Origin of the sequence: Treponema bryantii NK4A124 (assembly GCF_000421345.1) — a bacterium.
Lineage (GTDB): Bacteria > Spirochaetota > Spirochaetia > Treponematales > Treponemataceae > Treponema_D > Treponema_D bryantii_B.
Genome location: NZ_ATWV01000004.1, coordinates 257660 through 276543 on the forward strand (window position 1 = coordinate 257660; position 18884 = coordinate 276543).

The window sequence follows — 18884 nt, forward strand, 5'->3', positions numbered from 1 at the left end:
TTTTTTATGCCTATTACAAATCTTGATACTGACTTGACTCGTATTCTTCGCGCCCGTGATGCAGACCTCGGACTCTTTGTACTTGCAATGCACTCTCTCATGGAGCGCTGCCTCAAGCAAAAATATGCAATAAATAATTATGATTCTGATAATGATTTTGGAGTTCTCATTAACCGCTATACCTCTGACTTTTACACTGACCATGGAAAACCGATTTACAAAGGAGCAGAAAAACGCACTCTCTCAAATGAAGACTGGGCTCTCTTCAAAATCCTGAAAAAGATTTACAAAAATCATTACCTTGCAAATGATGTACGCCACAAGTTTGCAGAAATATCTCCCGAAGATGCACAGACCACAGTTGAATGTTTTCTTGCTTTTTCACGTGCAGAAAAATGGGGAGAGCTCCGGGCTTTAACTGAGCTTCAGAAAGAACTTCAAAACTGGGATTCACACAGTCCGTATCAAAGTGAGGAACTTACAAAGGCAATTGCGCAGATTGAAAAACTCAAAAAAGAAAATGAAAATCTGGCTCAAAAAGCAAATGATTATAGTGAGCTACAGGACAAGCTCCGTACTGTTGAGGCACATGAAAATTATTTGATAATTGAACTTGCAGAAAGTGAAAAAAGTCTCTCCAGAAAAAATGAAAAACTCGATGAATTGCGCAAAAAAAACAATGAACAGTTTATGAAACTCAAAAAAGAAAAGGATGAAATTCTTTTACAACTTAAGGATTATGCGTCCACAAAAGAATATCTTTCTTATCTTGAAAAGGTTGCTGCTTATACAAGAACCCGGCACGACTACGAATCTTCGGTAATTCGTCTTACTCCAGAACAAAACGAGGTGCTTGAACAAATCTTTATGAACAGCGACAACCTTGTAAAAGGAGCAGCTGGAACCGGGAAGTCTTTCGTGCTTTTGAAGACGCTTGAAAAAGCAATAAATGAACTTAAATCTGAGTTCAATTTTGAAGACGCTACATCTCCGTTAACCTCAAAGTTTAAGCTTCTTACTTATACAAAAAGTCTTGTTAAATATAATCAATACGTAACAAGACTTTTAGGGACTGAAGTACCGGAAAATTCCATTACAACGGCAGACTCTTTTTTGCACTCAATGCTCAAAAAGTTTTTTCCTTCAAAAGAGCTCGCTTTTGGTTTTGAACCATCATTTGAAACTATTTTTGCCAGTGAAAGTTTTTCCGCTAAAGACATGTATGTTGAATGTCAGGAATTTATATGGGCGAACTGCATAACAAAAGATGATTATATTGTGAAAGTTTGTGACCGCAGTGGCATGAGAAATCCGTTAAAAAAAGCAGAGCGTGAAGAAATGTGGAATACGCTTGAAAAGGCTGAGAAGACACTTGAGAACTCTAATGTGTGGCCTCGAAACTTTGCTGCAAAAAAAATTATCAACGCAATGGAAACTGCCTGCGCAGCAGACTTTTGTACAGAGTTCTCTTTTGTAGATGAGGCTCAGGATTTACCTCCAGTCATTCTTGCGCTTATCAAAAAATCTACAAAGCGCGGAGTATTTCTTGCCGGTGACAGCGATCAGTCAATTTACCGAAAAGGCTTTAACTGGAATCTTTCTGGTATAGATATTCGTGGACGCACAAAAATTTTAAAAACAAATTTCAGAAATACCAGTCAGATTCATGCCTATGCAGAAAGCTATCGGGCAAAATTTAAGAATATGGATAAATCAACACAGCCCCTTGCCTTCCGTCCAGGACCACCGGTTGAACACACATGCGGCAAAAATACTGATGAGTTAATAAGTGAGATTTTACAGCAGGTAAAAATGCTTTTAGGCACACTAAATTATGAAGAGGAAAATATCTGCATAATTGCAAATCAAACTAAAAAACTTGAAAAGATTCAAAATCGTCTCGACGCAGAACTTAGCATAAAGGCCGTACAGATTGGAGAACGTAATTTTGATTTTGCTGATACAAAAGGAATCCGTCTTTGTACAATGCAAAACTGTAAAGGATTGGATTTTCCTGTTGTTCTTCTGCTTGCTGATCATCGTGTTCAGGGAATGGAAGAAGGTTCCGCCTTTGACAGCGAAACCTTCTATGAACAGCAATACAATATGGTTTATGTGTGTCTTACGCGCGCAATGGAAATGCTGCACATTTACACAGTAAAAGACTCGGGCTTTGCGCCATTCAGAGACTTAAGCTAGGTAAAAACACAAGTCCACGCTTAGATAGCAGCAAGGCCGCCTTTGAGGTCTTCGATGATGTCGTCAACATTTTCGAGGCCGACTGAAACGCGAACCATACCGCCGTCGATTCCAGCTGCAACGAGCTGTTCGTCGGTGAGCTGGCGGTGGGTAGCGCTGGCCGGGTGAAGAACACAGGTGCGGATGTCGGCAACGTGAACTTCGTCGCAGGCAAGCTTGAGGGCATCCATAAAGCGGACAGCTGCCGCACGGCCGCCCTTAATGCTGATGGAAATTACACCACAGGTTCCGTTTGGAAGATACTTCTGAGCGCGCTCGTAGTACTTGTCGCCCGGAATGCCAGGGTATGTCACCTTGGCAATTTTGTCACTGGTCTTGAAGAACTCTGCAACCTTGCGGGCATTAGCGCAGTAACGTTCCATACGAACCGGAAGAGTTTCCAGACCGAGGTTGAGATAGAAAGCACTCTGAGCTGCAGGGTAACAGCCGAAATCGCGCATCAACTGAGTGCGGGCCTTAACAATATAAGCAGCTTTGCCGAAGTCTCCAACATAGCGCAGTCCGTGGTAGCTTTCATCAGGTTCAACCATATCAGCAAACTTACCGGTAGCCTTATAAGCCTTTTCCCAGTCGAAGTTTCCTGAGTCAATGATTGCTCCACCGCCCTGAACTGCGTGACCATCCATATATTTTGTTGTTGAATGAACTACAACGTCTGCGCCCCACTCGAAAGGACGGCAGAGATATGGTGTTGCAAAAGTGTTGTCTACGATAAGAGGAAGATTATTGTCGTGAGCGGCCTTAGCCCAGGTTTCAAAATCGAAAACTGTGAGGGCAGGGTTTGCGATTGTCTCACCAAAAATACATTTTGTGTTTGGCTTGATTGCCTTGCAGATTTCTTCGTAGCTTGCATCAACATCAACCCAGATACATTCGATACCAAGCTTTTTGAGAGTGAAGCCAAAGAGGTTGATTGTTCCGCCGTAAATGCTTGATGAAGCGATGAAGCTGTCGCCGGCGCAGCAGAGATTCAAAACGGAAAGAAGCGAAGCTGCCTGACCACTGCTTGTGAGCATACAACCAACGCCGCCCTCGAGGTCTGCGATTTTCTTTTCAACTGCGTCGCAGGTAGGGTTTGCAAAACGTGAATACATAAACTCTGTAGGCTTATCAAAAAGGGCTGCAACATGGTCGCAGCTGTCAAAGCGGTAAGTAGTACTCTGAACGATAGGAATTGTTCCCGGTCCACCATTTTCCGGCTTGTAGCCTGAGTGTAAAACTTTTGTTTCAATTTTCATAATTGCGCCTCTTTTTCAAAATAAACTGTTGGCGGAGCTATAGAAAAAAACTTGAACCGCCTTTTTATAGATTTTAATTATACTGAAAAACTTTAATATGATAAATATCTTTTATTTTCGGTTTTATTTCTGGTATTTATTTCCAGCCTTCCCAGATTTTCTGCGCCATGCCAACTGTCGCCTCAGTTTTTCCGTTGCGGCAAACCGGCTGTTTGAGAAGGGCGGCCTGATTTTCAAAGAGCTTTCCTTCTTTTTCGCTGTCGTCCAGGTAAGCGATGCTGGCGTAGTCTTTTGACTTTTTATCAATCAGTGCGTCGAGGGCTGCGTCGCGTCCACCTTCCGTTCGTGCAATGGCCGTCACAACAGAATCAAACTCGCCGGCAGACATCTCTTTTTCCTTGAGATCCACAAACTGAAAAGGAATGCGGCGTTCCTTAAAAAATCTCTGCGCCGCCTTGCAATCAAAACTTTTATTCGTTCCAAAAATCTGAATCATAAAATCAGTATAGCAGAAAACGCAACTATAAGTAACTAAATTGCAACTAGTGTTTGATTTGCGCAGGCGAAAATGTATGATATTATCTAAGCATGAACTTTTCAGAAAAACTACAGATACTTAGAAAAAACAAAGGCCTCACCCAGGAAGCCCTGGCCGACAAACTCAACGTATCCCGCCAGGCCGTAGCAAAGTGGGAAAGCGGACAGGCCTATCCCGACATCGCAAACCTTATCCAGATAAGCGACCTGATGAGTGTAACTGTAGACTACCTTGTGCGCGACCAGCAGTGTATGATGAATGTATGCGGCGACGCCACGGACAAGACCTACCTCGACGAGCTCATCTCCTTCCGCCTGGAAGCAAACATAAACACCTATTCCGCCTTTATGAACGAAACAGAGTCTACCCGCCTCGACTCCCACGACTTCCGCTACACGAACGGCGACTACACCTATCACGACACTTACGTTGGCGGCGAACAGTTTGCAGGCGAAGAAGCCATCTGGAAAAAAGGAAAAGCCGTATACGCCATGAACTACCTGGGCCGCGTACTTGAAAAAGAATTCAGCGGTAACTTCTTAAAAGAAGCCCTGCGCGCCGCCGACCACAAAATGCCCTACCGCGGCCCAGAATATTACCAGAGCGGCGAATACACCTACAAGTGCTCAATAAACGGTGACTTCACCTGGTTCCAGGGCTACGAAGAAATCTATTTTCACGACAAAAAAGTCTACGAATGCTTCTTCCATGGTGGAGTAATGAAATAAAAAGCGTCACACATCCAATTCCACCGGTCTGGAACTCTGAAAGCCGCATACTGATTCTCGGAACCATGCCCTCGCCAAAAAGTCGCGAAGCCGGATTTTTCTACATGCATCTACAGAACAGATTCTGGAGTGTAATGGCTGAGGTCTTCGAAGAATCATTCAAACATCCGAACAACTCACCAGACCGCACCGCCGCCATCACCGAGCGACAGGATTTTCTTCTCCGCCATAATCTCGCCATGTGGGATGTGCTCGCCTCCTGCGAAATCACCGGCGCCACCAACTGTCTGCCCAGCACCAGTCCTGCAAATGCTCAGTGGAGTAAAGATAAGTTGATTAAGGAATATAAAAATATTATATCATGCTACCAATCTTCATAAGGTAGAATCTCTACATAAAGATTATCCCATCTAGTATAGAAATTTAATGTATATTTATTTCCTGATTTTGACTCAACTTTTACACAATCTATTTTAGTCCAGTCAAAGTCTCCAGGCACTCTTTTTGTTTGATTATTAGTAAGAGTGTAGGTTGCATAGGTTGCAAAACGTTCTCCAGAATTTGCATTAAGTTTGAATCCATGAGACGTTTCATTAGCAGAAACCCCCTCAGACATGTGTATTTTTATTCTGAAAGTATCGTCTTGTCCGCTATGATTTACCAATATCATTTGTTCATTTGCCTCTGATATAAGTTCAAATTCCTGCGCATACAAGATACTGATAAAACTAAAAAATAGTATTATAAACAGTTTTTTCATATAACCCTCTATCTAAATATAACTGTATAAAAATATAAGATTAAACATCAAAAAACTTAATCTTATAAGGTAATTATAGTGTGTCTCCCCAAAAGATGCAAATTACCGAGATAATATTTAAATTTTTTATATGCAATAGTATTACTACAAAAACGCCATTCTTAAAGCACAAACGCTATACGAGACACTTTTGTTAATAAACTAAAAGATTACATAAATCAGATAGAAAATCGCGACTCTTGGCCACAGCCAGAAATGGTAGACAAAATTGCCGTTTCACTTGGTATTCCGTCTTCAGCACTTTTTGAAGATAAGTTTGGAAAATCACTGGAAGAAGAACTTATTTCCCGAATTGAAAAAGATATTAAGGATGTTTGTAAACTTGTGTAATCATTATTTATGCTTATAGTGAGTTCCACACTGAACTATATAGAGTTTTTCATCTTCGACTTTATAAACAATTCTGTTTTCTGAATCAATTCTTCGGCTCCAATAATCAGATAATTCATATTTTAATTGTTCTGGCTGTCCACGCCCTTTATCAACTCCATTTCTTTCAATATCCTTTATAAGCAGATGAACCATTTTTATTTGTTTATGCTGATGAAGTTCAAAGAATTCGCAATATCCATCCCAGGCAATATCCGCCCAAATTTTTATCATTACTACTTCTCCTTTAGCTCATGAATCTTTCCATTTCCACTTTCTATTTGAGCGATTCCCTGACGAAGATATTTCATATTCTCCTCAGAATAAATAAATGGATCATCAACTACTTTCAATTCAAACGGGATTCCTTTTTCACGAATTGTAGCCTTAACAAAAGCATTTATTGCAGTTGAAACATTGAGGCCAATAGATGTAAGAATAGATTCAAAAGAACTTTTATCTTCATTTTCGATTTTTGCAGAAATTGTAGTCATATTTACTACCTCCGCTTACAATATACTATTAATTAGTTTCATTTGTCAAATTTCCTATAAATTCCACCTATACAACGTATATCTTTCATGCAAATGTCTCTCCTTTTCGCTTATTACATTTTTCAATCTCAAAAGTATTAATAGTTGCAGCTTCACGAATAAACCAGTCGCAATTTGCGACCAGTTCATCCATTTCCTTACTTGTTAATTGAAACCTAAACTCTTCAGGAAATCGTTCAATATTCCTCTTTACAGCTTCCGTAATGCGTTTTGTTTCCACTCCGTAAAGTTCCGCAAGGTCACGGTCAATCATAACCTGTTTGCCACGAATCATAAAAATCTTACTTTCAACTAAAACTGATGTTATTTCATTTTCCATACCTAAATTATATTTCACATATAAATGAAAAACATTAAGTTAGAAACTTAATTCTGAATACCAGAAAGAATTGTTTTCTTGCCTTCTAACAAAATAAGTATTATTTTTATATTGATGCAGGTTGATAATAACTCTAGTTTTTCAATTCCTACAATTGATGTACAAGCAACATCTCAAAACCTAAAAAAATTGCGAGAAAAGAATAACCTAACTGTAGCCCAGATTCAGGAATTTCTTGGAATGGAAAATCCCCAATCAATCTATACATGGGAAAATCCAGAAAAAAAATATCTTCCTCGAATCGATAATCTCATCACCCTTGCAAAACTATATAAAGTTACCTTAGATGAGCTTATTATAATAAAGAAAGAAGAAAACACAGTTCTTGAAACAAAGGAAGCAAGACCACTATATGGAATCTCAAAAGATACTTTGATTTTTATGAAGGAAAATGCATGCTTAGCAACAAGAACTGCTATTAAAAACTATTATCATTTGTAGTTATGCAATATATTCTAGAAGGCAACGAACAACATTAAGTTTCTAGTTTTATTATTAAAATCAAAAAAAGAGCGCGGCCTTTAAAAACCGCGCTATACCAAACTGTTTACTGACTGGCAATTACTAACCCAGCAAACACAAAAAAAATAAAGAAAAGTTAATCGAAGAATATAAAAAGCTTTATTTTCTTGTCCATGTGAAATTACAATAGTCACCAGTTAAGAGGTTGGCCATACCTGTTGCGGTTTGATGAATGGTGTCATTATTAACATTATCAATTATCCATTCATAACAACAACTAGATGCATCATTTGGAATAACATCTACTGAAGCAAGATTACTACATCCCTGAAATGTTCTGGCTGGAATTTTTGTAATCGTATTAGGTAATACTACAGAAGTAAGCATTACGCAGTTTAAAAAAGCATAACGCTCCAATTTTTTTCCAGCAGCAAGTGTAAAACTAGAAGATGTTTTACCTCTTGGATAAAACAACAATGTATCACCGAAATATAAAACACCATCTATACTTTCATACTGACTTGTTGTATTTCCAAACGAAATTGACTGAAGCGAATTACAATTTTCAAAAGGTTTTGAATCTGACAATGGAACCATATAACTATCAGATAGAACAATACTCTTCATGTATTTTAAATCCTTAAAACTGTTAGAAATACTGTAGTGGGTATCATACAATGTAAAATCCAATGTATATTGTTTTGTATTTGTGCTTTCTCTTGTTTTTAAGGTTGAGGCAATCTTTTCGTAATCTCCTGATTTCCATGAACCTGTAATGTTAATTACAATATCATTTTCATGTTGGTGTGCATTAAGAACTGATGAAAGAGTATCAACACTCGCACCATAGCCATTCTTCCAAATTGCATAAAGAGTGATATCCGTTGTCCAAAAAACACTTTCACCATCTTTATATTTTGCAGTTGCTGCATCAGCCTCAGTAGCCCAGCCTATAAATGTTGAACCGTTTTTTGAAAGACTTAATGATTCTGCTGTTGGCAAATTAAAGAATGATGGGTCTCCATTATTAATGGTATACTTTTTTGCTGTTGAATTTGTCATACTACCAGAATCTGATAAGAATCCGCCATTTGCATTGAATATAACTGTAATTTCGGTTGTATGTGAATCCACCGTATTGTTCGGATCATCACATCCAAAAAACAAAAATAAACTTGCAATAAGCATACTTAAATATATTATGCTTTTTTTCATAAAATCCTCCTACGATTTTATTATTTTTTGGGCGAAGTCGAGTTTACGAGACTTCGCCCAAAGGAATATTTCAATTCCTTTGGGTAGTGTACACTACCCAAAATTTTTAAAATCTTTGAATAGGAAGATATTACGAATTTCAATTTTAATCCCAATAATTCAACGACAGTTTCGCAAAAAAATCTTCCAGCAAATACCTAGAATCAATATCTGTATAAATCCTGATTTTTGGATTCCCTTTACCGAAGCTTGAAGATGTGTCTTCGTTGATGAACGGAGCCTCGTGCTCAATGTAGTGACCGCAATCAGGATTCAACGCAACACCAATTGCAGGCGAATCACCGAGCGACCAACTTTCGCCTTTTGTCCAGCCGGCTGCCGGAGAATTATTATAGGTGACCATATTTTCAAAAAGATGGCGACCAATTTTTCCGCAGGGTAAAACTTTCTGCTGAAGTTCAGCGAGACCAACTGTAATTGTTACATAAACGTTAGATGGAATCAGCCAGAGATTTTTTGCATGACTCAAAACGTAATTTGCCGCCGCAACATCATTCCCGGAATTAAACTCACGCCATGGAATCTCAGCAAGTCCATGAGTTCCAATCCAGACAATTGTCATTCTGTTCAAAATCTCCGGGCACTTTTTGATTGCAACTGCAACGTTAGTTATCGCTCCCTGACACAAAACAAAAAGCGGAGCCTCATCGTCACGCATTGCTTCTGAAATCAAAAAATCAGCCGCTGAAGACACAGCCCCTGCGCCCCCGGCGCTCTCAGACCTTTCAAAATATCCCGTCGCCTTCGCGCCAGGCTCCCCCATAAAAACAGGCACCTCTTTCATATCCATGGCATCAAGAATTGTGCAGACTTCATCATAACTTCGCTTCACCGAGTCCTCAACCGCAAAGTGCTCAGCAAGAATTCCCTTTACCATCAGCTTGGGACTCATCAAAGCCTGGGCAATCGCAAAAGGATCATCAGCCTCACAGGCAGCATCGGTATCAATAATCACACGCAGCTTCTTATACTGCGGAACGTCGAACAGCAATTTTGATTTCATAGTTTTTACTCCTAAATCATTTTACCCCCTACCTGTAAACTTAGCAATTACAGAAAGCACCTTTACATGCTATACTTTCCTCATGAAATCCATCATCACAAACACAGTAAAAATTACCGTGGCCGCCGCTCTCGCAATTCTCTGCGCCCAGGCTCTCAAGCTGGACTTTGCAGTTTCTGCCGGCATCGTTGCAATTCTTTCGGTTCAGCCGACTAAAAAAGAAACACTGCGTACTGCCCTTGCCCGCCTGCTTGCCTTTGTCCTGGCGCTCGTAATTTCTATCACGCTCTTTAATTTACTGGGCTTCACGATTCCAGTCTTTTTTCTTTATCTTTTGATTTTTATTCTTATCTGTCAGTGGCGCAAATGGATTTCTGCCATGGCAATGGATTCCGTTCTGATTTCACATTTTCTTTCCTTTGGGAAAACCGGCCCTGCTGAAATTAAAAATGAAGTTTTACTTTTTGTACTTGGAGTTGGTTTTGGAATCCTTGTGAATCTTTTACTTCACAAGAAGACAAATTATATTGAAGAATTGAAAAATCAGACTGATGACAAAATCAAGCTTGCCCTTCACAGAATGGCATTGCGAATCCAAAATCCCGCCCTTGCTGATTACGACGGCTCCTGTTTTAAGCAGCTGAACCAGAGTCTCTTTACCGCAAAAAAGCAGGCAGAAGAAAATTACAATAATCAGTTTTCAAAAAAAGATACCTTCGACTCCCGCTACCTTGAGATGCGGGAAAAGCAGACAAAGATTCTTTACGAGATGTTCAAGGCCGCCCGAGCACTTGGCACAATTCCGGCCACCGCCGGACTGCTTTCAGATTTTCTCGAAAAAGTTTCAAATGAATATCACAAGGATAATGATGTAAAAGCCCTGCTGGAAGAACTGGCCCTCATCCACGATAAAATGAAAGCACACCCCTTGCCCCAGACCCGCACCGAGTTCGAAGACCGCGCAAATCTTTTTATCCTCATGGAGCGTCTTAAAGAATTCTTGCAGATAAAACACGATTTTATGATTGCACAAAATACCAAGTCGACACTTCAATAAAATTTTATTTTTTACCCAACAAAATCTGCCCTTTCTCGACTATAATAGTGTAATCGATTACATAGTTTCCAAGGAAACAATTACAAAAAGTGGAGCTTACGGTGGACAAGGTAATTACAGACGATTTGATGGAAAAGACTTTTCTTTTTTGCTGGAAGAAAATTTCAGACAAGGAAGAGGCTCAGGATCTTGCACAGGAAATCATTGTTGATGCCCTGCTGATTTTGCGAAGTGGAAAGAAGATTGAAAACTTCTATGGTCTTTTCTGGCAGATTGCGCATAACAAGGTTGTTGATTTTTACAGAAAAAAGCGTCCGGTAAAAATCTCTCTTGATGACATGGAAAACAGTCTTCTTGGTTTTGATAAATCGCTTGGAGATTATATCAAGCAGGAAGAACTGGAGCTGCTTTCAAAATCAATGACAAAGCTTGCCAATATTCACAGAGATATTCTGGTGCGCTTCTACATCAAAAATCAGAGTGTAAAAGAAATTGCCACAGCCCTTAAGCTCCCCACGGGTACAGTTACAAGCCGCTTATCTGATGCCCGCAAAAATCTTAAGGAGAATTTTGAAACTATGGAAAATCGAAAAGAAAAACCTGAAAAGAAAAAAAGTATTATCGATTTTGAGCTTGAATTTTATGGGGATGCAAATCAGGCCTGGATGGCAATTTCTTCTCTGATAGACAGACAGATTTTATTTGCATGTCGTGAAAAAAGTCAGACTGTCAGTCAGCTTGCGTCACAGCTTGACCTACCCCAGCTCTTTTTGGAAGACAGCATTACAAAGCTTGTTCGGGCGAATGTTCTCTTTGAAGAAAAGAAGGGAAAGTATCTTACAGACTTTACAATTTTTCCAAAGTCAGTACGTAGAAAGGCAGAAGAAATTGACCGTCAGATTTACCGGGATTTAAAAATCGCTGAACGCTATTTTGAAATTCTTAATGGCATGAAGACGGAGCTTTTGAAGGAAGATTTTTACGGAAATGATTTTGAATGGGAATATCTTCTTCCATATTTCATTATCCGCTCGGACAGAGAGTTTGGTAAAAAGACCGGTGGAGACTATCTTCGCGAAAAATACGGTAAGGGACTGCCAGACAGATTCTGGAGAAACTTCTATCTTACCGGCTGGTATGAAGATGAGCCTGAAGACCTTTCTAAGGAAGAAGCTTCTTTGATAGGCCCCGGCTACAATTTTAATGTTTATACCATTCCTGAATACGGTCATCTTGAATTTCATAATACAATCAACACAATGCATTATGAAAAAGACGAGCATGAATGTACTCTCACTCTCGACCGACTTGACTGGCTCAACAGTGGCAACACAGGCCTTTATCTTGAGCTCATAAAAAATCCCAAAAAGACTCTTTCAGAAAAAGAAGAAATGCTTGTTGCAGATATGCTGAACAATGGTGTGCTCGAAAAAACTCAGGCCGGCTACAAGGGAACAATTCCGGTCATCACTTTTGCGCAGGTGGACAAGTGGTGCAAAAGCTGGCACGAAAAATTCAAAGAGCTTTCAATAGAATATTATGATGCGCTTTACAAGGCACAGGAAAAACTTGTGCTGCCTTATATCCGGCATGATCTTTTGTGGGCTTCCTTCTGGCATGTCATTCCGCTTGGAAACAAAAAGAATTTAGATTCCATGCTGATGCAGTACGCAATTGATAATAAGCTGGTTCGTTTTGCAGAAGGCAAAAACGCTTCATGTGCAGCTATGGTTTTGCTTTGTGAGTAAAGTGTGAGTAAAGGAGATTTTAAAATGAAAAAGATAGATAAACAACTTTCCTATGCACCCGCAGAATTTCGGGTTTCTTATTGCGGATGGGCATCTCCTGCTATGCGCGAGATGAACGGTATTTTCAGACAGCAGCTTGCCTTGCTTTGTTATGACCAGGCAAAATCTGTTGAGGAGCTTTCCCAGGCACTTCAGACTCCTCACGAATACATTCAGGACGCACTTGATTCTTTTTGTAATGCAAAAATGATGAAGAAGATTGACGGAAAATATCTTACAATTTTCCCAATGCTTCATCTGAAGAAAAATTACGAAGCCGGACTTTTGTGCTATAAGTTTTCCGAAGAGCACGAAATTCCAAAGAAAATAAATGACATACTTTTTTCTTTGAAGGATAAAATTGCAGCTCTGGATTTTTACGGAAATGATTTTGATCTTTCATACTTAAACTGGTTTTTGTATACCATAACCGATAACTGTATGATTTCAGAATTCCGTTCTTACTTTTCTGACAAAACTGATGAAGTCATCTTCAACAATAGCGACTGGAGAACAAATAACTATAATTATTCACTTTGCGCTTCATATAATTATGCTGATGAAAAAATCGAAGATGATCACCTGGAAAGACGACTTACACAAACTTCGACCTATTATCAGCATTATGGTCAATACCGATACAACAACGTTTTTGATTACAATCCTTTCCCCTGCAGCTTTGAAGAAGTGCCGATTGGAATGGCTTCGGAATGCGGCAGAAATAATTATCTGACCCGTGAAAATATTGATTTTTATCTGAAGCTTGTAAAAGAAACAAAGCATGACTTTACAGAGGAAGAGCAGAAGTGTCTGGAAAATTTTGAAAAGCATGGAGTTGTAGAAAAGAGTGGCGACAGCTACAAGCCTATGATTCCTGTTTTCACAGAAGAAGTTTTTTCTGAGCTGGAGAAAATCATCACCAGAGCTGTCATTCCAATTGTAAAGGAAATTGCGGAAGCAACAGAAAAACCAATGGAAGAAATTATGCTTCCTGAGATGCGGGGCGTAAAAGAAAGAATAGATCAGTTATATGTCTTCTGGCTCTGCAGCTTCCTGAGTCCCCGACAGGAACTTTACTGGTACGGCATGAATGTAGAAGGCCTCGCAATCCCTAAAGATTACAAGGCCTCTTCCGCAGGACTCTACATCATTTGCTAAAATTTTATTCTTAAGAAACGAATAAAGTTTATCACAGCTCGGATTGCTTCGTCACACAAAACTGCAATGAAGACGCCAAGCATTCCGAGCTTAAATACAAATACACAAAGACAGGCCAGAGCGACAACTCCGACAGTCCCCAAAGCCTGGGTAAAGAACATCCATTTTGTATCGCCATAGCCGCGGATACCGTTCCCGATGATTATGTTGCCGGACTTTCCGAAAAGATTTGCCGCAACAAGAATTATATAGATTACCGACATCTCAATAACTTCTTTGTCCGTAGTAAAGAGGCTCAAGGTAAGTCGAGGGAAAATCGAAACAAAAATCAGGGCAAAGGCCGCAACCAGAAAGGCCCATCTGACGGAAGTCTTAACTACCGATCGGTAGAGTTTCATATCCTTAGCACCGGTTGCTTCCCCAGTCAAAGTCATGGTTCCACTACCAATAGCACCGATAACTACAACAAAGAGAATCTCCACTGTAAATACCATAGAGTAAATTCCAGCCGCCCTCTCATCAATTGTGTTGAGAATACGAATAATACAAAGATTTCCCAGATTCCAGAGCAGGTCTTCACAGGCAGTAGGAAGCCCAAGTTTTATAGATTTCAAATAAGGAGCAACCTTAGAAGAAATAATTCTCTTTAAGCCAGGGCTTGTAAAAAACTTATTCTTCTTTGCAATGGTAACATAAACAAGATATAAGGCGCCAACATATTCAGCAATTGTAGTACCAAGAGCCGCACCCGCAATCTCCATGCGAGGAAAGCCAAAGTTTCCGAAAATCAAAAGATAATCAAGAATAATATTTAAAACCGAACGGATAATTCCATAGGCAACCAGCGGCTTAGTATAATTAGAGGTCTGAAAAACAACAGAGTAAGAAGCACCAAGGCCAATAATCAGATAAACCGGTGCGTAGATTCTTGTATAAGTAACGCAGAGTCCCATTACATTTTCCGAAACGCCCATCAGTTTAAAAACAAGAGGACTGCAGAAGGTCCAGAATAAAAAGAGCAGAACCGGAATTACATTATGAAACTTTATAAGGGAAGCAGCAAAGTCTTTGGATTTTTCAATATCCTTTTCACCAACCGACTGGCTTATAATAATCGAAGCTCCCATAGAAAGCGAGTAGACAAAAGACATGGTAGTCCACATAGGAGCCGTAGCATTTCCAACTGCACTCATAAAAAGAATATCCATACGTCCCAAAAAGATGCGGTCAATCAACATCTGAACCTGAGCAATCAAATTACTCAGCATGATAGGAACAAAAATTTTTACGAGTTTGTTTTTGTATTCTGTTTTGAAAAGCATGTGGGCCTCGACAATTAAAAAAAAAACGGTGGTTTCGATACACTTCACTTCGTGAAGCACTCAACCACCGTTTCTTCAATTAGTGAATATTAATGATGGAAAAGTCTAATTCCATTAAATGCCATAACCATTCCGTATCCATCAGCAGCCTCAATTACGAGGTCATCGCGAACAGATCCGCCCGGCTGAGCAATAACTGTTACACCAGACTTTTTTGCACGGTCGATGTTGTCGCCGAATGGGAAGAAGGCATCTGAACCAAGTGCAACGTTTGTATTCTTTGCAATCCATTCAGCCTTAGCTTCGCGGGTGAATACTTCAGGCTTTACCTTGAAAATATTCTGCCACTTGCCTTCAGCAAGAACATCCATATATTCTTCGCCGATGTAAACGTCGATTGCGTTGTCGCGGTCTGCGCGCTTAATGCCGTCTACAAACTGAAGTCCAAGAACCTGTGGCGACTGACGCAGCCACCAGTTATCAGCCTTCTGACCGGCAAGACGAGTACAGTGAACACGGCTCTGCTGACCGGCACCAATACCAATTGCCTGACCATCTTTTACAAAGCAAACTGAGTTAGACTGAGTGTACTTAAGAACGATAAGAGAAATAATCAGGTTGCGCTTGTCATCTTCGCTCAAAGTCTTGTTCTTAGTTACGATGTTAGACAAAGCAGACTTCTCGTCGATTTTCAAAAAGTTGTGACCCTGTTCAAAAGTTACGCCGAACACCTGTTTGCGCTCAAGCTCAGCAGGCACGTAGTTTGGATCAATCTGAATTACACAGTAGTTGCCATTCTTCTTAGCCTTCAAAATCTCAAGAGCCTTATCAGAATAGCCCGGAGCAATAATACCGTCAGAAACTTCCTTCTTAATCAAAAGAGCAGTAGCTTCATCACATTCATCACTCAAAGAAATAAAATCGCCGAAAGAGCTCATGCGGTCAGCACCACGAGCGCGGGCATAAGCGCAGGCAAGCGGAGTAAGTTCAACATTGTCAGTAAAATAAATTTTCTTGAGAGTATCAGAAAGAGGAAGTCCAACAGCAGCACCGGCAGGAGAAACGTGCTTAAAAGAAGTAGCGGCAGGAAGGCCGGTAGCCTCCTTGAGTTCCTTAACAAGCTGCCAGCCGTTCAAAGCGTCGAGCAGGTTGATGTATCCCGGTCTTCCGTTCACAACAGTAATAGGAAGATCGCCATTTTCCATAAAAACCCTAGCCGGCTTCTGGTTCGGGTTGCATCCATATTTAAGTTCGAGTTCTTTCATGCGGACATAATAGAATAAATAATGGAAAAATTCAAATCATTCTTCTGTCGGAGCAGGATTTTCCATTCTCAAAAAGATATCCTTCGCAGTACGGCTTACAAGATAAAAAATAATCGAAGGAATAATTAAGATTCCCGAATAATAGATATACTTAGATAAATAAATCAAAAGCAAACCTGACACTACCCAGCCCTGAGTCCGAAAACTAATTTTTGTATTCATTGCATAGAGTGCGATAGAATTTTTCAGCGTATTAATGAAAGTGTTTGAATAACGCGCAATCAGCGGGTAAGCATATAAATTCACAACCAAGACAACCAGAGCATAAACCGTAAGCGCTGCAATTATAATCAGATTAAAACCGTAGTCGCGCGCGCGGTCAAAGAAAAAATAACCAAGGCCGCAGCAGGCACCCGTAAAAATAGAAAGCACAAGCCCCTGTAAAAAATCCTGCTTAAAGGCTTTGAAAAAACGGCGGACAATTCCCCTTACACTCTGAACTTCTTCATCCTCATCTGCAAGGCGCAATGCTACAGCATAAGCCGCACAGGTCGCACCACCAATTGTAATTACCGGAATGCAGCAAAGCAGCCACAAACAATTCAAAAAAAATAATTGAAAAAGTTTTTTTATTAAATCCATATAATCTCCATCATTCCACGTCATGCTGAACTTGTTTCAGCATCTATTAAATAGATTCCGAAACAAGTTCGGAATGACAGGCTATTGTTCTACCCACAGCTTCTGCAGATTTCTTGCAACCGTAGTTGTATTCACCTTTGCAGCAGGGCAATTTGACAACACAATTATAGAAAGCTTATCATCAAAATAATAGCCGTCGTAAGAATTAAAAACATTCGTAACACCGGCATGAAAGATTGAACCCTCGTGGCAGTAAACCCCATAACCATAAGAGTCAGAATCAATCATTTTTCGGAAGGTCTTTTTCTTAACTACTTTTCCACCAGTAAAATAAACATTCCACTTAAAAAGATCAGTTGCGGAAGAATTAACGTCACCGCAGCCCAGGGCAAGCGAAGCCGGAATACTGTAATAGCGGCCCTTGTAATCGTAGCCGCGTGTATCAGTTTTCTGAAAGTCTAGATTTGTGCGGGACATACCACAGCGGTCAAAAATATTTTTCTGCATGTAGTCGGCAAACGACATCCCACTCACCTGCTCAATAATTCTTGCAAGCAGATAGTAATTTGTATTGCAGTAAAAATATGTTGAATCAGGTTCCGCAAGCAGTGGTGCCTGGTTCAGATATTCAAGAACAAGATTTTCATCTACCGGCTCACAAGCCATTTGTTTTACTTCGATTCTACGGTAAATATTTTTTGGAAAAAAATCATCTGCGGCATTGATGTGGTCTGTAAGGCCCGAGCGCATATTCAAAAGCATTTCAATTGTGATTTTATCGCCAGCTTCGAAATCCGGAAAGAACTTTGTAAGCTTGTCAGTCGTCGCTAACTTCCCCGCCTGGACCAGCTGCATAACCGCAGCGGCCGTCATCTGTTTACTTATAGACCCGGCCTCAAAAGTAGTGTTAATTCCTATCGGAACCTGGTCGGGGGCCTCCGCCTTTTCATCACAAACTCCGTAGCCCTTTGCAAAAATTATCGTCCTTCCCCGGCCAACCAGCACCGCGCCCCTAAAGCCCGCTTCCTGCAGATAAGAGTCGGCACGCGCAGCAAAGTCCCGGTATTTTTTATCGACAATTACCTCGTCTTTCCAGGTGCGTTTTTTTACACTGGAGCAGGCCGAAAAAAATAAAATAAAAAAAGAGGCTATAAAGAAAAAAAAGTGTATCGCTTTTCTTTTCATTATAAACCTCCTCTCGAAGCAATCCATGTTATATAAGAACTATTTATTCTTATTTATTATCTTTTCTTCAAACTTACCAGTCGCAAGATCAATAAATCTCACAAAAAGTGAAACCTTATTATCCTCGTTCAGCGAGCTCCAGATTGTGTTTGCAAACTCTTCAATTCCACCTTCAATCTTGAGCTTTACAGGCTCTCCTTCAAAGCTTGGAAGAGGATTTCCATCACCCATATAAGTATGAATGTAGTGCCCCTCCCCGGCCACAGGATTATCATAAGTGTAAGTAAAGCGCAATGTATTGTCGCCGTTTCCACAGTCACTCTTCAAAATAGAAAGTGAATAAGCATAACCGCCGTCAACACCGCCTTCCAAATCAAGCAGAGAAGAAATACGTGGAGTGTAGTTTGGAGCGTCGTGCTCGTACTTGCGGCTGCGCAGAGACTGCTCAAAAGTAAGTCCCTTCTTCAAGCCTTCAAAAATTGTATCTGTCTGGTCACCGTTTGTTACGATTGTCTTTTTTCCAAGCTCGCGAACTGCGGCATAAATAATAAGGCTTGGGTCGCCTGCAATCAGAGACTCATCAAAAGCCTTTGTACGTACAACCTCGCTGCCATCTTCCTTGTCTGTTACAAAAACACGGTTGCGGCTTCCTGCACTGCGGCCCATTGTCCAGTAGGCAGAAACTGCATATTTTCCATCAGCTGATTTTCCAGCGATAATACCGCGTCCAGGATATGTTGTGCTTGATAATTCTTCTTTAATTTCTTTCATTGTTATCCTCTGTATTCTAGATTCCCCGGTCAAGCCGGGGAATGACAATTTATGTCATTGTCGGGCTTGACC

The 18884-nt window shown here is 40.3% G+C and carries 21 protein-coding genes; 8 read left to right on the forward strand and 13 right to left on the reverse strand.

Going from position 1 to position 18884, the window contains the following annotated elements:
* Positions 1-6 precede the first annotated feature (6 nt).
* Positions 7-2199: a UvrD-helicase domain-containing protein gene (locus G626_RS0105795; protein ID WP_022931848.1), complete on the forward strand. Its 2193-nt coding sequence runs from the start codon at positions 7-9 to the stop codon at positions 2197-2199.
* Between the two features lie 20 nt (positions 2200-2219).
* Here G626_RS0105795 and G626_RS0105800 read toward each other — a convergent pair whose 3' ends face one another.
* Both G626_RS0105800 and G626_RS0105805 read right to left on the reverse strand, forming a co-directional pair.
* Positions 2220-3497, reverse strand: coding sequence for an O-acetylhomoserine aminocarboxypropyltransferase/cysteine synthase family protein (locus G626_RS0105800; RefSeq protein ID WP_022931849.1), 1278 nt, complete (start codon positions 3495-3497; stop codon positions 2220-2222).
* Positions 3498-3633: 136 nt separating this feature from the next.
* Entirely contained in the window at positions 3634-3993 is a 360-nt protein-coding gene (locus G626_RS0105805) for an arsenate reductase family protein (protein WP_022931850.1), read from the reverse strand.
* Positions 3994-4085: 92 nt separating this feature from the next.
* Between G626_RS0105805 and G626_RS0105810 the strand changes: the two genes are divergently transcribed.
* Both G626_RS0105810 and G626_RS18250 read left to right on the forward strand, forming a co-directional pair.
* A complete protein-coding gene (locus tag G626_RS0105810; RefSeq protein ID WP_027726999.1) occupies positions 4086-4763 on the forward strand; it encodes a DUF5680 domain-containing protein in 678 nt (225 codons plus the stop codon).
* Positions 4764-4897: 134 nt separating this feature from the next.
* Positions 4898-5143 (forward strand): uracil-DNA glycosylase family protein, encoded by a 246-nt coding sequence (locus G626_RS18250; RefSeq protein ID WP_051142199.1) that lies wholly within the window; start codon positions 4898-4900, stop codon positions 5141-5143.
* On the opposite strand, the gene G626_RS0105820 is transcribed toward G626_RS18250, so the two are convergent.
* Positions 5128-5523: a hypothetical protein gene (locus tag G626_RS0105820; protein WP_022931851.1), complete on the reverse strand. Its 396-nt coding sequence runs from the start codon at positions 5521-5523 to the stop codon at positions 5128-5130. The two genes, G626_RS18250 and G626_RS0105820, sit on opposite strands and share 16 nt — an antisense overlap.
* Positions 5524-5778: 255 nt before the next feature.
* Here G626_RS0105820 and G626_RS18335 point away from each other — a divergent pair, with 255 nt between their 5' ends.
* Positions 5779-5913, forward strand: coding sequence for a hypothetical protein (locus G626_RS18335; RefSeq protein ID WP_022931852.1), 135 nt, complete (start codon positions 5779-5781; stop codon positions 5911-5913).
* Positions 5914-5916: 3 nt separating this feature from the next.
* On the opposite strand, the gene G626_RS0105830 is transcribed toward G626_RS18335, so the two are convergent.
* The 3 genes from G626_RS0105830 to G626_RS15565 all read right to left on the reverse strand — a co-directional run bounded on the left by G626_RS0105830 (position 5917) and on the right by G626_RS15565 (position 6825).
* Positions 5917-6186, reverse strand: coding sequence for a Txe/YoeB family addiction module toxin (locus tag G626_RS0105830; protein WP_022931853.1), 270 nt, complete (start codon positions 6184-6186; stop codon positions 5917-5919).
* A 2-nt stretch (positions 6187-6188) separates the two neighbouring features.
* Entirely contained in the window at positions 6189-6446 is a 258-nt protein-coding gene (locus G626_RS0105835) for a type II toxin-antitoxin system RelB/DinJ family antitoxin (protein ID WP_022931854.1), read from the reverse strand.
* 85 nt (positions 6447-6531) lie between these two features.
* Positions 6532-6825, reverse strand: coding sequence for an ORF6N domain-containing protein (locus tag G626_RS15565; protein WP_022931855.1), 294 nt, complete (start codon positions 6823-6825; stop codon positions 6532-6534).
* 114 nt (positions 6826-6939) lie between these two features.
* Here G626_RS15565 and G626_RS17330 point away from each other — a divergent pair, with 114 nt between their 5' ends.
* A complete protein-coding gene (locus G626_RS17330) occupies positions 6940-7326 on the forward strand; it encodes a helix-turn-helix domain-containing protein (protein ID WP_022931856.1) in 387 nt (128 codons plus the stop codon).
* 180 nt (positions 7327-7506) lie between these two features.
* On the opposite strand, the gene G626_RS0105850 is transcribed toward G626_RS17330, so the two are convergent.
* Together G626_RS0105850 and G626_RS0105855 are read right to left on the reverse strand one after the other, a co-directional pair.
* On the reverse strand, positions 7507-8562 hold the full coding sequence (locus tag G626_RS0105850) for a leucine-rich repeat protein (RefSeq protein WP_022931857.1): 1056 nt from the start codon (positions 8560-8562) through the stop codon (positions 7507-7509).
* Between the two features lie 145 nt (positions 8563-8707).
* The gene (locus tag G626_RS0105855) at positions 8708-9625 is read right to left on the reverse strand and encodes a nucleoside hydrolase (RefSeq protein ID WP_022931858.1); all 918 of its coding nucleotides are present in this window, start codon (positions 9623-9625) and stop codon (positions 8708-8710) included.
* 82 nt (positions 9626-9707) lie between these two features.
* On the opposite strand from G626_RS0105855, the gene G626_RS0105860 reads away from it, so the two are divergent.
* From G626_RS0105860 to G626_RS0105870, 3 genes are all read left to right on the forward strand, one after another.
* On the forward strand, positions 9708-10682 hold the full coding sequence (locus G626_RS0105860; protein ID WP_022931859.1) for an aromatic acid exporter family protein: 975 nt from the start codon (positions 9708-9710) through the stop codon (positions 10680-10682).
* Between the two features lie 101 nt (positions 10683-10783).
* Complete coding sequence (locus G626_RS0105865; RefSeq protein WP_022931860.1) at positions 10784-12430, forward strand: sigma-70 family RNA polymerase sigma factor; 1647 nt, start codon at positions 10784-10786, stop codon at positions 12428-12430.
* Between the two features lie 24 nt (positions 12431-12454).
* The gene (locus tag G626_RS0105870) at positions 12455-13627 is read left to right on the forward strand and encodes a hypothetical protein (protein WP_022931861.1); all 1173 of its coding nucleotides are present in this window, start codon (positions 12455-12457) and stop codon (positions 13625-13627) included.
* On the opposite strand, the gene G626_RS0105875 is transcribed toward G626_RS0105870, so the two are convergent.
* From G626_RS0105875 to G626_RS0105895, 5 genes are all read right to left on the reverse strand, one after another.
* Positions 13624-14949: an MATE family efflux transporter gene (locus tag G626_RS0105875; RefSeq protein ID WP_022931862.1), complete on the reverse strand. Its 1326-nt coding sequence runs from the start codon at positions 14947-14949 to the stop codon at positions 13624-13626. The genes G626_RS0105870 and G626_RS0105875 overlap by 4 nt on opposite strands.
* Positions 14950-15038: 89 nt before the next feature.
* On the reverse strand, positions 15039-16214 hold the full coding sequence (locus tag G626_RS0105880) for a phosphoribosylaminoimidazolecarboxamide formyltransferase (RefSeq protein WP_022931863.1): 1176 nt from the start codon (positions 16212-16214) through the stop codon (positions 15039-15041).
* Between the two features lie 36 nt (positions 16215-16250).
* Positions 16251-16856, reverse strand: a complete 606-nt coding sequence (locus G626_RS0105885; RefSeq protein ID WP_022931864.1) for a YesL family protein — start codon at positions 16854-16856, stop codon at positions 16251-16253.
* Between the two features lie 81 nt (positions 16857-16937).
* The gene (locus G626_RS0105890) at positions 16938-18041 is read right to left on the reverse strand and encodes a serine hydrolase domain-containing protein (protein ID WP_022931865.1); all 1104 of its coding nucleotides are present in this window, start codon (positions 18039-18041) and stop codon (positions 16938-16940) included.
* 39 nt (positions 18042-18080) lie between these two features.
* Positions 18081-18812: an IMP cyclohydrolase gene (locus G626_RS0105895; protein WP_022931866.1), complete on the reverse strand. Its 732-nt coding sequence runs from the start codon at positions 18810-18812 to the stop codon at positions 18081-18083.
* Positions 18813-18884 lie beyond the last annotated feature (72 nt).